The organism is Arthrobacter crusticola, assembly GCF_004357995.1.
GTDB classification, from domain to species: Bacteria; Actinomycetota; Actinomycetes; order Actinomycetales; family Micrococcaceae; genus Arthrobacter_D; species Arthrobacter_D crusticola.
The window spans coordinates 798,966-811,546 of the sequence record NZ_SMTK01000001.1 but is presented as its reverse complement, the minus strand read 5'-3'; the positions used below and the strand labels follow the sequence as shown (position 1 = coordinate 811,546).

At 64.7% G+C, this 12,581-nt stretch carries 11 protein-coding genes and 1 pseudogene; 3 read left to right on the top strand and 9 right to left on the bottom strand.

Going from position 1 to position 12,581, the window contains the following annotated elements; genetic code table 11:
* Positions 1-258: 258 nt before the first annotated feature.
* Positions 259-549: a PLD nuclease N-terminal domain-containing protein gene (locus tag E2F48_RS03875; protein ID WP_133402636.1), complete on the top strand. Its 291-nt coding sequence runs from the start codon at positions 259-261 to the stop codon at positions 547-549.
* Between the two features lie 106 nt (positions 550-655).
* On the opposite strand, the pseudogene E2F48_RS03870 reads toward E2F48_RS03875, so the two are convergent.
* Positions 656-865 (bottom strand): annotated as a pseudogene (locus E2F48_RS03870) (GrpB family protein); the annotation flags it as partial.
* A gap of 86 nt (positions 866-951) precedes the next feature.
* Complete coding sequence (locus E2F48_RS03865) at positions 952-1,854, bottom strand: alcohol dehydrogenase catalytic domain-containing protein (RefSeq protein ID WP_133402634.1); 903 nt, start codon at positions 1,852-1,854, stop codon at positions 952-954.
* Positions 1,855-2,049: 195 nt separating this feature from the next.
* Between E2F48_RS03865 and E2F48_RS03860 the strand changes: the two genes are divergently transcribed.
* Complete coding sequence (locus tag E2F48_RS03860) at positions 2,050-2,280, top strand: hypothetical protein (RefSeq protein WP_133402633.1); 231 nt, start codon at positions 2,050-2,052, stop codon at positions 2,278-2,280.
* Positions 2,281-2,282: 2 nt separating this feature from the next.
* Here the strand turns inward: E2F48_RS03860 and E2F48_RS03855 are convergent, their stop codons facing one another.
* On the bottom strand, positions 2,283-2,639 hold the full coding sequence (locus E2F48_RS03855; RefSeq protein WP_133402632.1) for a MerR family transcriptional regulator: 357 nt from the start codon (positions 2,637-2,639) through the stop codon (positions 2,283-2,285).
* An 83-nt stretch (positions 2,640-2,722) separates the two neighbouring features.
* On the opposite strand from E2F48_RS03855, the gene E2F48_RS03850 reads away from it, so the two are divergent.
* Positions 2,723-3,820, top strand: coding sequence for an alkene reductase (locus tag E2F48_RS03850; RefSeq protein ID WP_133402631.1), 1,098 nt, complete (start codon positions 2,723-2,725; stop codon positions 3,818-3,820).
* Positions 3,821-4,376: 556 nt separating this feature from the next.
* Here the strand turns inward: E2F48_RS03850 and E2F48_RS03845 are convergent.
* The 6 genes from E2F48_RS03845 to E2F48_RS17240 form a co-directional block, all read right to left on the bottom strand.
* On the bottom strand, positions 4,377-4,733 hold the full coding sequence (locus E2F48_RS03845; RefSeq protein WP_133402630.1) for a YciI family protein: 357 nt from the start codon (positions 4,731-4,733) through the stop codon (positions 4,377-4,379).
* A gap of 491 nt (positions 4,734-5,224) precedes the next feature.
* Positions 5,225-6,433 (bottom strand): cysteine desulfurase-like protein, encoded by a 1,209-nt coding sequence (locus tag E2F48_RS03840; protein ID WP_133402629.1) that lies wholly within the window; start codon positions 6,431-6,433, stop codon positions 5,225-5,227.
* Positions 6,434-6,494: 61 nt separating this feature from the next.
* Positions 6,495-7,391 (bottom strand): ketopantoate reductase family protein, encoded by an 897-nt coding sequence (locus E2F48_RS03835; protein ID WP_133402628.1) that lies wholly within the window; start codon positions 7,389-7,391, stop codon positions 6,495-6,497.
* An 871-nt stretch (positions 7,392-8,262) separates the two neighbouring features.
* Positions 8,263-9,765, bottom strand: a complete 1,503-nt coding sequence (locus E2F48_RS03825) for an amidase (protein ID WP_133402627.1) — start codon at positions 9,763-9,765, stop codon at positions 8,263-8,265.
* Between the two features lie 519 nt (positions 9,766-10,284).
* Complete coding sequence (locus tag E2F48_RS03820; protein ID WP_133402626.1) at positions 10,285-12,036, bottom strand: alkaline phosphatase D family protein; 1,752 nt, start codon at positions 12,034-12,036, stop codon at positions 10,285-10,287.
* A 144-nt stretch (positions 12,037-12,180) separates the two neighbouring features.
* On the bottom strand, positions 12,181-12,342 hold the full coding sequence (locus E2F48_RS17240; protein WP_165968679.1) for a hypothetical protein: 162 nt from the start codon (positions 12,340-12,342) through the stop codon (positions 12,181-12,183).
* Between the last annotated feature and the right edge of the window lie 239 nt (positions 12,343-12,581).

Genomic DNA, 12,581 nt, shown 5'->3' with positions numbered 1-12,581 from the left:
AGGTTGACGACTGATGAGCACCATCGCTACGAGCAGACCTAGGTTGGGATGACCTCCCGTTTGCTCGCTGGCGGCTGCACACATACAGGACGCGGCGACGTGAATCCGGGAGCGACCCTCAGACCCTGTCATTTGGGGATAAGCCGAGGCCTGCTCCGTCTGGCCAGAAGTCACGGAAACCCGGGGCGGTCTTCACTATCGGTATCGCTAAGGTAGGTGAAGCAGTGGAGTATTCAATAGTGCAACGATGGGGTCAAGATGGTGACAATAGCCGAGGATAGCTTGAATCCGGTGATTCCGGATGCGTGGGAGCTCAGCGCGCAGGGAGCCGGTGCGCTGGCGGTAGCCATTGTCGTGGTGGCCCTCATCAGCATCGCGCGGTCACGCCACCTGACCAGAACGGCGCAGGCCGTTTGGGTCTTGATGGTGCTCGCTTTTCCTATCCTCGGTCCGGCTTCCTGGTTCGTCGTTGGCCGGCGTAGCGCAGCACCCACCTCGAGCCACCTGCAAAGCATCGCGCCGACGGCCGGGAGCCATGACGACTGGTAACCGCGACGGCCGTAGGCGCACTGCGGGATTCCTCAGCGGGCGGTTCTCCGGGCGGGCCGGACACGACCTGGGCAGATCGGCTTCCGCCCCGGGCAGCAAGCCCGCCTCATGGGCGGGCGTTGAGGTTGTAGATTTCGTTCTTTTCGGCGGCTGTGAGGTCGGTGCCCGCCAGGATGTCCTGCAGCACCGCGGACTTTCCCGCGAGGTACCGGTCGATGTCTATGTTCGTCTCGGCCGTGAGCCGGGATTTCACCGCACCGTAGCGCTCCCGCAGCCCGGGGTCGGCACGCAGTGCGTCGCGGACCGCCAATTGGTCCGCAGGGGCAGGCTGCCGTCGAAGATCTCGTGCCCCCTGCCCCCTGTCCCCGGCATGGCTCTGGCCCCTGGTGCTCTAAGTTGCTGTCATATCAGTGTGACGACGATCTTGCCGGCCCCGCCCGCGGAGAGCTCGTGCGCTTCCCGAATCGATGCGAGGGGCAGGACGTGGTCGACACGAGGGCTGTACAGGCCGAGCCGGCCGAGGTTGGCTGCGTGGTCGAGAAGGGAGGAGTCGTTGACGGCGTCCACTTTGCGGAGGCCCAGCCGTGCGGCTCCCTCTGCGTCGATGACGGTGGTGACACGGGAGGTGTCTCCGACGATGTCCACCAGGTCCGGAAGCGATGCCGATGGCGCCGAATGCAGGGCGGCATCGGTCCCCTCAGGTGCCAGTGCCTTGACGCGGTCGGCCAGGCCCGGCCCGTAGGTCGTCGTTGCTACTCCGAGCTTCTCGAGGTATTCGTGGTTCTCAGGCCGCGCCGTGCCGATCACACGGGCACCGGCAGCCAGCGCGAAGGCCGCGGCAGCGCTCCCTACGGCACCTGAAGCACCCTCGATCAGGAACGTCTTGCCTGACAGGTCCCCGAGCGCGTTGAGCACCCCTGCAGCCGTGGCGGAGGCGAGCCCGGCTGCGGCCGCCTGTTCCACCGACCAGTTGGAAGGAACACCGCTCCAGGCCGTGAGCACTGCGAACTCCGCAGTGGTATCACTCACGCCTCCAAGTCCGAAAACGAGGTCCCCGACACGTGCGTTCGAGACGCCCTCTCCGACCTCGTCAATGACTCCGACGGCATCCCGTCCAGGTATTGCAGGCAGCCCGATGGGAAGCACCTCCTGTAGGACACCAGAACGCAGCAGGTAATCGATCGGGTTGACGCTCACCGCCAGCACCTTGATCCGGACGGAACTCGCTGTAGCGTGGGGTTCGGTGGTTTCCTCGATGGTCATCACGTCCGGGTTCCCGTACTCGTGATAGCGCGCAGCCCGCATGGGGTCTCCTCAACTTCCCGTACAGGGCGTTTCCCTGCAGCAGCGCCAGCCTAGAACCTGACGCTAACGTCAGGTGCAAATTGCTGCTGGGCGACCGGCCGATGCGCTCGTCAAGGTGCGGTTCGTTGCATCGTCACCGCGCCGGGCATCACGAGCACCAGGGACCTTCAGCGAGCCTCGGTGACTCTGGGCGGGGTGAGCTCGGGGCCAGTCCTGCGCGGGCACACCATCGCCATCACCGACGACTGTGCCGAGATCCTGACCCTGCCGACGCAGGCCACTGACGCTGAGCCAGCACCGGTGGCCTTGTGTGTGGGTGCCGCATTTCAACTTGGCGAACCGGACGGCGACGCGCTGCAACGGGTGAAAAGTGTTCCGGCTCCCACAGCAACCCGCGGCGGACTGCCTGCCGTCGGGCAGCCTTGAGGCTAGACAGCCTCAAGCGACCGGGCGTTTGAGGCGGTGATGAGGACATCGAGACGTGCACTCGCCTCGTGCAGTTCAGCGATGCGGTGCGCCAGCGCCTCGCGCTCGGACTGCAGCATCGCCTGCTGTTCCTTGGTGGTGCCTCCTGTGTCGATGCAGGGCAGCAGTTCCGCGATGCGGCGGCTGCTCAGCCCCGCCGCGTACAAGGTCTGGAAAAACCTGACACGGTCCACCGCGCTGTTTTCGAACTCGCGCTGGCCGCCGGCCGTGCGCGTGCTCTCCAGCAGTCCCTGCTCCTCGTAGTACCGCAGCGCCCGCACACTCACACCAGACTGCCGGGCCAGTTCACCAATGCGCATCGACGCTCCCTTCGTGCGGTGTATTCGACCATGACCGCCATAGATTTGCACCTGACGTTAGCGTCAGGTCCTAGCGTAATTTTATGACTTCTCTCTTCGATGATCTGCCCCTCGGCGAACTGCGCCTCCCCAACCGGATCGTCATGTCTCCCATGACGCGGGTACGCTCCGGTGTTGAGGGACTCGCCACGGCATCCATGGCAACCTACTATGCACAGCGGGCGACCGCTGGATTGATCATCTCGGAAGGCATCCAGCCGAGCCTGGAAGGACAGTCGAATCCACTCACGCCGGGTCTGTATAACGTCGCGCAGATTGACTCCTGGCGGCAGGTCACATCAGCCGTGCACGTCAACGGCGGCCGGATCTTCGCCCAGATCATGCACGCCGGCAGGATCAGTCACCCCGACACCACCGGCCGTCAGGCGGTTGCGCCCTCGGCGGTTGCAGCCCGTGACGCCTATGTCTTCACCCCCTCGGGCCCGCAGCCGGCGCCCGTGCCGCGCGCTCTTGGGACCAGGGAAGTCCCCGGTGTGGCGGAGTCGTACGCGACGGCGGCGCGGGGGGCCATGGAGGCAGGGTTCGACGGCGTTGAACTGCACGGCGCAAACGGATATCTGATCGGGCAGTTCCTGTCGAGCAATGCCAACCTCCGCACCGACCGCTACGGCGGAACCGTCACCGGACGCATCCGCTTTGCCGTGGAAGCCGTGACGGCGACGGCCGATGCGATCGGGGCGGACCGCGTTGGGCTGCGGGTGTCACCCGGCGCGGGGATCTGGGACGTGAGTGAGCCGGAGATCCCCGAGCTGTACGGGGCGCTGCTCGAAGAACTGGCCCCGCTTGGCCTGGCCTACCTCCACGTGGCCGCAAGCCCGGAAGAAGACGTGATCCGCGGCCTGCGCCGGGCATGGGAGGGCACTCTGATCGTCAATCCGTCGAAGCCCGGCAGCCCCGCTCCCTCGACGCGCGAAGATGCCGAGCGTTGGCTTCTTAAGGGAGCAGATCTGATCTCCTTCGGGCGGGCATTCCTGGCCAATCCCGACCTCGTCGAACGCCTGCGCGAGGACCACCCTCTCGCCGTGGCCGATGTTGACACCTACTACCAAGGCGGTGACGAAGGCTACATCACCTACCAGCCCTTCTCCGCGCCATCCGACCTGGTCGCCACAGAGGGCTAAGGAGACGCCCTCTGCCATGCCGACTCACGCCCACCGCAATGCCGCACCGGCTTGCGGTGGGAAAGCGTGTTCGCGCGGCAGGGTCGGCTCGGACGCGGGTGCCGCTGCCGGGGAAGGCCTCTGGTGGGAAGAGGTGCGGTGCGGACGATGTCCACACTTGGGGTGGGTGCCTCCTTTCTCGCGGAGCCCGGTTGGGGCATGCTCACTCCTTCATGGGGGAGCGGGGGCGTAGGTGCGTGACATTGGTGAAAGTTTCTTGAACGGGCCATCCTCCTCGCCGAACAGCCCCGGCGAGGCAGCTACCGGGACTCCGCGTTGAAGCGGCACAGGGCGGACCTAACCGGGCATCGACGTAGGGGCAGGGACGCATTACCTGTGGGTTTGTCGTCGTACGGCGGAACTGTGTCGTTTCCGACGAGGAGGCTGTCATGGATGGACATTCCCGCCTGGCCAAAGACACGATTAATGCCCCGGTGGTTGCGGCACGAGGCCTGGCCTGGGACACCTGATGGTGACGCTCACCGCAGGGGGTTGACTGGATGGTGGAGGTGGGGTTTCACGCGGTAGAAGTTGTGATGCCGCCGCTGTGAATGGGACGAACTTCAACTCCGCCGGTGCTTGTGCGGACTGCCGGATTCATGCGGGCGATCGCTATTGCGGCCTCAAGGTCGGGAGCTTCGAGGACATAGAATCCAGCCACGAACTGCTCGGCATTCACGAAGGGGCCGGCTGTTGTGCCGGCTTGGCGGATTGATACGGCGGATGCGCGTGGGGTGAGGGCGTAAGCAAGGGACATGGAGCCCGAGGCTTGAAGGTCCCGTGCGTGTCGGTCGTTCTCCGCGAGCTCGGACGCTGCTGCTTCTACAGCATGAAGGGATTCGTCCGTGTAGATGAGGATGGCGAATTGAGGCATCAGTCGACCTTTCGATTAGTTGATTGGTCTTGCATATGAGGGAGGAGGAGAATCCTCGATTCGGAAGCGGGAGGGGGCACGGCTCGATGAAGGTGTAGGAGTGCGCCTACTGTACGACGGGGTTTTGATGTCCATCGATGATTTCACGCACGTTGTCGAGGTCACAGGCATGAACCGATGTCTCCGCTTGCCTCATCCCGCCATCGTTACTTATCGACCCTCCAAGCAAAAACCTGAGACGAAACACGGTAGGAGAAGTTACTGAGACGAAGAACGGCGCGTACTTCCGGGGGCGGTTACCCAGCGTCAGACTGCTGAGCCTGTCCTGTTTAGCTTTAGGTTTCCGAGACGCTCTAGAACGGCTCGGCGTCGCGGCCGCAGCGCTCAGGTTTCTGGCCCAGGCACCTTCACCCATCCGAACCGGCGGCACCCGGCGCGTCGTCCCACAGGCATCGGCACACAATCCGTGCAGCAGATACCCTCACCGCGCGTTAGGAAGCAACGAACTCGCCGAGCGCGGCCAACAGGCGGTCGACGTCACTGTTGTTGTTGTACGGTGCCAGACCTATTCGCAGGGCCGCGCTGTCCTTAAGGTTCAGGCGGCGGAAGGCCTCGTACGCGTAGAAAGAGCCGGCTGGCGCCAGAATGTTCCGATCCGCGAGGAACCGGTAGGCGTTCGCGGAGGACCGGTCCGGGAACGTCACCAGCAGTGTCGGTGTCCGGTCCTGGGCTTTAGAGTGCAGCGTGACGGCGTCGCCCAGTTCGGCCAGCCCGATCTCTATGCGGGAGCGCATCGCGAGCTCGTGCTCATCGACGGCGTGTGCGGATTCGAGAAGGCGCGCACGGCGGCCGGTTGCGGCACCGGGCGCGATCGCGGCGAGGAAATCCACGCCTGCCGTGACGCCGGCCATAATCTCGTACGGGAGGGTGCCGAACTCGAACCGCTCAGGAACCTCGTTCGTAGACGGCAGCAGCTTGTCCGGCTGCAGCGACTCCAGCAGCTCCGGGTCGGCCACGAGAACACCGCAGTGAGGTCCGAGGAATTTGTAGGGCGAACAGGCGAAGAAGTCAGCTCCCAGCGCCTTCACGTCGACCGCCGCATGAGCGGTGTAGTGCACCCCGTCCACGTAGACCAGTGCGCCGACCGTGTGAGCGGCGTCGGCGATGCGACGCACCGGCGGTTTGGTGCCGAGCAGGTTCGAAGCGGCGGTGATCGCGACAAGCTTCGTGCGCTCGGTGATCGCGGCTGCAAGGGACGCTTCGTTGATTTCCGTGGTCTCGGGGTCGAAATCGATCCAGCGTACGGTGGCGCCGGCCGCGTCGGCTGCTTGCAGCCAGGGGCGGATATTGGCGTCATGGTCCAGGCGTGAGACCACGACCTCGTCACCTGGTTGCCAGGTCTTGGCGAGGTGGCGGGAGAAGTCGTAGGTGAGCTGCGTGGCGCTTCGCCCGTAGACGACACCGCGGGGATGCGCCCCGAGCAGGTCAGCCATTGCCGCCCGGAATCCGCTGACCGCCGATTCGGCGTTGCTCTGCGAGACCGCTTCGAAGCCGCGGTTGGACAGGGGCCCGGTGATGGCGTCGGCTATCGCGGCTCCCACGACGGCGGGGACCTGCGTTCCGCCGGGGCCGTCAAAATATGCGGTGCCGGTGAGCAGGGCGGGGAAGTGCGCGCGGAAGGACTCGACGTCGAGGGTCATGTTGTCACTATCTCAGGTGAGCGTCGACACGGGAAACGGCGCGGGCACGAGCCGTGATGGATCAGTCCGAGAGGTTTGCTCTGATGGCGATGAGCGCCAGATCGAGCAGCGGAGTGGGTTGCTGCAACGCCATGGCCCGGAGTGCGTAATCGCCGAGGATATGGTCAACCTCCGATGGAAGTCCTGCCGCAAGGTCCCGGTACAGCGACGTGGTGAAGGAGGATCCCGGGTCGATCAAGAGCGCCAATGCCTGACGGTGCGCCGGATCCGACACGGGGTGTCCTGACTGGGTGGCGACCGCCTCGAGCTCCTCGATTGCCGCGCGAATCGCGCCTTCGCCGCCGGCGTCCAGTATGCGGCCGATGGGAGCATGGAACAGGCAGTTGACGACGCTGGCAGCGGCGATGAACGCCCATTTGTCCCATAGGGCGCCCACCACGTCATCGGTGATCGAGAAGTCGATGCCCGGGACGTCAAGTGCGTCGCGGATGTCGTTCGGGACTGGAGCGTCTGTCAGGGAACCCACCATGAGTGAATTCATGGGCGTCCTTTGGTGAACGACGTACCCGTCAAGGGTCGCCACGATGCGGGCCAGACCGCCCAGTACCTGTCCCGGATACGCTGCTTGGAATTGGTCGATGTGCGCCATGCCGTTGAGGACTGGAAGGATGCGCGTGTTCGCGTCAACGAACGGGTGAACGTCCGTCATCGCGGAGGAAATGGCTGTCGCCTTGACGGCGATGAGCACGAGATCGAAGGCGGGCGCCGTGTCGGCGGTTGTGAGGACCTGCACCGGGTGGGTCCGGTCGGCATCGGGGGATACAAACCGTAAACCGTCCCGGCGCAACGCTTCTGCTTTGCGGTCACGCACGAGATAGGTGACGTTCCGCCCTGCTTCCTGCAGCAGGGTTCCGAAGGCGCCTCCGGTGGCCCCTGCCCCTACAACGAGTATTCGCACAATGACTCCTTTTCCTCAATAACGAACTACCTGACGACCAACCCCGCACCGCACGTTGACCTGCACGGTGAGCTACCTGGCTCTCTTACTTGGATCCTTTGCCTGGCCCTCTTGCCCATTATTAGTGGCAGGTGGCAGGGGGATGGACGCGCTGACAGTCTGTAGCTGCGGGTAGCATCACACCCTGACCGGCGGAACCTGGAGGCGTCGGTTGAGCGGAAGACCGCGATCCCCTTGCCCATCGCGTACCCGCCCGCGGACGCGGGGACCAGTACGGGGGCGAGCCCCGGCCAAGGGGAAGGCAGCAGGAGCGGGACGGCCAGCCCGGTGAATATCAGCGCGTAGGTAGGCCGGTGCGGCCCACGGACACTCGTGAAGAGCCCGATCACGCTGCCCACCAGAACCCCTGCACCCGCGACCACTAGGGCGGGCGGAACGGCCTTGATCGGGACAAAGCTGACGATCACGACGAGCAGCCCGACGAGAAGCACTGCGGGAATCAGCAGTCGGAGCCTGAACTCACGCTTGCTCCGCCGTCGATCCGGGCCCGGCCGGCGCCAGGGTCCCAGTTCAGAAGGTTGCCAAGGTCGTGCCGCTCGTGGGTGCCCTCATCGGGGCCGGCATGAATCCCGCAGCCCTCGGCAGCGTGGCCGCCGACGCTCAGCGGTACTGCCAGATCCGATTCCTGTGCGACAAGTATGGGCTGCCACTGCCGGCCGCATTGGCGACCGACCCGGACGACGAAACCGAGCCCGACGCCGCGTCAGTCATGGCCACTGCGTCGAAAATGCTGATCGGGCGCCGACACCCACCGAACATCCCGGCGCCGCCGTCCAGCGCAGAATGGTGTTTGATCGTTGCCTTGGCCGGGTCAGGAGCTGACCGGTGTGCTGCCCGGGTGAACCCGGTGCCCAATGACCTGTTCAAAGCCGTAGCCGACGGCGAACATTGTGGGCTCATCGTAAGGACGTGCCAGGATTTCCATCCCGACAGGCAGACCGGAGTCGGTCAGGCCAGCCGGTACTGTCATGGAAGGCATCCAGGTCTGTGAGCCGATGACCGTGTTCGTAGGGAAGTTCAGCGTGTTCCACAACCCCGAATCGGTGTCTTCGTGTGTGGGAGGGGCGACCTGGCAGGTCGGATAGACCACCGTATCGAGGTTGTTGGCCTCCATAAGATTGACGACGGTTTTCATAAACGCCTCACGGGCGGTATAGGCGGTGTAGTAGTTCACGTCGTTCAGCGGGTCATCGGGTCCGGCGGCCAGGGCCTCGAGGAGGTCGAGTTTCCTGTGGTACCGGCCGGAGTCGATGATATCCGCGACGTTGCGCGCTGGTGGGTTGGGTTTGGACCCGAGCCAGGTGTTGATGTCGTGCTTGGACTTGATCGTGTACAGGGACGTCCGACCGATCCACCCGGACAGGTCATCGATCGTGATATCGACCAGGGTGGCGCCGCCTGCCCTCAGCTCCTCCAGGGCGCTGGCCATAACCTGATTGACGGGGGCGGCGTTCGGGTCATCGTCCGCGCCGAATGCGCTGCGCAGCACTCCAATACGCCGACGCTGCAGGGCATTGGGAACCAGGCTGTCCACATAAGACGCCGGAGCGCGTGCGACGGAGTAGGCGTAAGTAAGCGGATCGCTTTCATCGAAGCCGGCCATCACGGTGAATACCCGGGCGGCATCTTCCACGGACCTGGCCATCGGCCCGATCGTGTCCTGGGCACTGACCAACGGGTTACACCCAGTTCGACTGATCAAACCGGGAGTGGAGCGGACCCCGACCAGATTGCAGAATGAAGCCGGCAGGCGCACTGATCCTCCGCAGTCGGTGCCGAGCCCTACAGTCGCATACCCTGCCGCGATGGCGGCGCCTGTTCCACTGCTCGATCCCCCCGGATCCCGGTCAAGATCGTACGGATTCTTCGTCACTCCTGTGAGGGAGGAGTAGCTGAACCACGAAGTGGCCCAGTCAGGCAATGTGGTTTTCGCCAAAATGATAGCCCCCGCAGCGCGCAGCTTAGCGACTACTGTCGCATCTTCTTCGGCTCGGTAATCGGCGAAGATTTCCGATCCGAATGACGTCGGCATATCGGCCGTCTCAAGGCAGTCCTTGATGACCATGGGGATGCCATGCAGAGGCCCCACCGCCTGCCCTGTTTGCCGGTACGCGTCATCCAACGCATCCGCTTGCTCTCTGGCGGCCTGATTCACCATGACAACGGCATTTAGTTCAGGTCCTGCATGGTCGAAGGCCGCGATCCGGTCAAGGTAGGCGTCGACCAACTCGCGGGCGGTCACCCGACCTGTAAATAGTGCGGCCTGGATTCCGGCGATGTCAGCGTGCTCAAGTGCGGTGCCGTTGAGATCCATGCGAGGTTCTCCTCAGAGAGGTCGGATATGCTCCTGTCCTGACGCTAAGGCGGGCCAGAACCAAGGTCAACCTCATGCACGGGTTGGCCAAACCGCCGCAGGACGAAATCGATTTGTATAATGCCGAGCATGTAGCCGGGGATCTCTCGGGGTCCGTCAGACACCCCCAACTGTCAGGTCAACCGCCGACAACAGCGCATATGACACCCTGATCCCGCAGGTTTGAGTCAGCGTTCGGTGCAGCTTCGAGTTCGATCCCCGTTGCAACTCGACATGACAGGCACCTCCTTCCGTCCCTAACTTCCGCACGACTGACGGCCGGCAGGGAAGAACTCCCAACCCATCGAGGGTGAACGGCGTATGAGGGCGGCAATCAGCCGCCCGCATACGACTACTGACGCCACAGGTCAGCCGGCAGCGGGGCGTCGGCCGGGCCGCTTGGAGGAGAATTGCAGCAGTAAAGCCCGCCAGTTGAGACCCATGCGCTGGAACCGGGGGATACGGCGCTGGAGGCGCTTCCTACCGCCGCCGTCCTCTTCGTGCCCGAGTGCCCTTGGATGCCGAGAGCGCTGTCTCGGGCTCAGCTTCCCCTCCCGGCATATTCCCGGACCCACGCCGCGGCACTGTCATGGCGGCAACCTCCCTGAGCCGGGGGTTGAGATGGTCCTCGCCGTCCACTGTTCCCGACTGCCAGGACAGTGTGAGCCCGTCCGCGGTGTCCTCGAGCAAGGCGAGGTTGTTGTCGAACCACGGTCCCCTGATGTTCCGCCAGCGGAACGGTGGGTGGGGAACTTTCACGGAGCGCGCCACGAGGGCCCCGAGAGGTGCCGCCACGGCGTAGGAGAGGATGGCGGTGGAGGAGCGCAGGAGCCGCGGCAGCGGATTGCGGATCGGGGAGCAGACCACCTGGAGGATCCGGCTGCCCGATGTCCTGTCCACTTCGGCGACGTAGGAGAAGTGGACGTCTCCCGACAGGAAGGTCACCGTCTCCGGTGCCGGGCCCCGGTTGCCGTCCGCCACCTCCGTGGCCATGAGGGCCACGGCGCGGAAGCTGTTCTGGAAGGCGGCCCAGTGTTCGAGATCCATGCCCTGCCGCAGCTTCTCACCCAGCCGTGCGCCCCGCGCGCCCCACGCGCCCTGTGCGAGGGCCTCGTCCCACGACTCGATGTGATGCAGCCCCGGCGGCAGGAGGAAGGGCAGCGAGGTTCCCACCAGCAGGTGCCGGAATCCGCCCACCATCCTGTGATCCAGCCACGCCGTCTCCTCCGCGGTGAGAAGGGCCCGCGCATCGGGTGTCAGCACTCGGGATCCGCGGGAGTCGACCACGATCAGGCGCGTGTCATCGAAGTCGCGGCAGTAGCTCCAGCGGTAGCTGGCCGGGTCCTTGTCCGCCCGGTCCGCGAAGGCGTCGAGCTCCTCGCTCAGGTCGAGCTCAGCGGCGTCGTGATGGTTGACGATCCGTTGCCAGATGCGGTCCTCGGCGCGCCGTTCCGGTGACATGTTGCCAAGGTGTTGGTACACCCAGTACGACGCCAGGCCTGCGACGATCCGGTCCTGCCACCAGGAGGTGGCCTCCATTTCCTGCTTCCAGGAGGTGGAGGCGTTCCAGTCATCGCGGATATCGTGGTCGTCGAAGATCATGGCACTGGGAAGCGTGGACAGCAACCAGCGGTTGGCACTGTCGGACCAGGCCAGGCGGTACAGGTGGGCGTACTCCTCGTAGTCCTTTAGCTCAGCGCCGGGCTCCTCCTCGATGTCCCTCCGCCCGCGGATGAACTGCTGCATCTCCTCACTGGTGGAATCGGCGTACACCTGGTCGCCGAGGAAGAGAATCAGGTCCGGCCGCTGTGAACTGTCGTCCTTCATCCCGTTGAGCGCGTACGCACGCATGGCATCGATGCCGTGGGTCCGATTGCCTTCCTTGGTGTGGGGGACGCTCGTGCGGCAGGACCCGAAGGCCAGTCGCAGGGGCTTCCCCGGGGTGCGGGTCGCAATGCTCGACGGCGGGAATTCGGGAACCGATCCAGGGTGCGGCCAGGCCTGCTGTCCGTCGATCTCCACCGTGTAGGAGGTGACACTTCCCGGCTCGAGTCCGACCACCTCGACGAGCGCGTAATGGTGCCCGTGGACCACGAACGTGCGTGCTTCCCAGGATCGCTGGGCAGCCCGGACGACGACGCGTGCCGCGGAGCCGACCTCCACCCAGATACTTGCCGAGGTTTCGTCGACGTACCGCAGTATGGGGCCCAGGACCAGGGGAGTTGGTGTCATACGTATGTTCTACCCTTCTACCTTCCTCTGTACCCTTCGGCCAGCAGATCGATGGCGAAAAGCTTGCCTTCGTGCTGGTTTGAGCGGTCCATGGGCGGGTCGCTGGCAGCGGCTTAGTTCGCGCGCCGTTCCTGCAGGGACGGCTTACCGTTCCTCCTTCGTGAGTGCGGCGAAGACCGCGCTCACGACGGTGCCATACACGATGTGCGCGGACAGATCGTCGCGAAGGGTTCGTGCGTCGTAGGCCCAGATCGGCTTGTACACCATGGCCAACGGGAGCACGACGTAGCCGGACAGCCACGCCACAGGAACAAACGCGACCGCCCGCACCCACGGGTGTATGGACGCCAAGCTTGCCACCGCACCGTATTGCCCGCCCCATCCCACGCCTGTCGCCCAATGCATGATGTTGGTCGTAGCGCGAGCCCACTCGGGCGGCGGTTCGTGCCCCGTGGCGAGTCGTAACGCTTTCCGCCCGAGCTGCCCCGGAGCGGAGGCGTTCTCCCAACTCGTGACGTCGGCCGCAAACTCCCAGCGCCAGATCC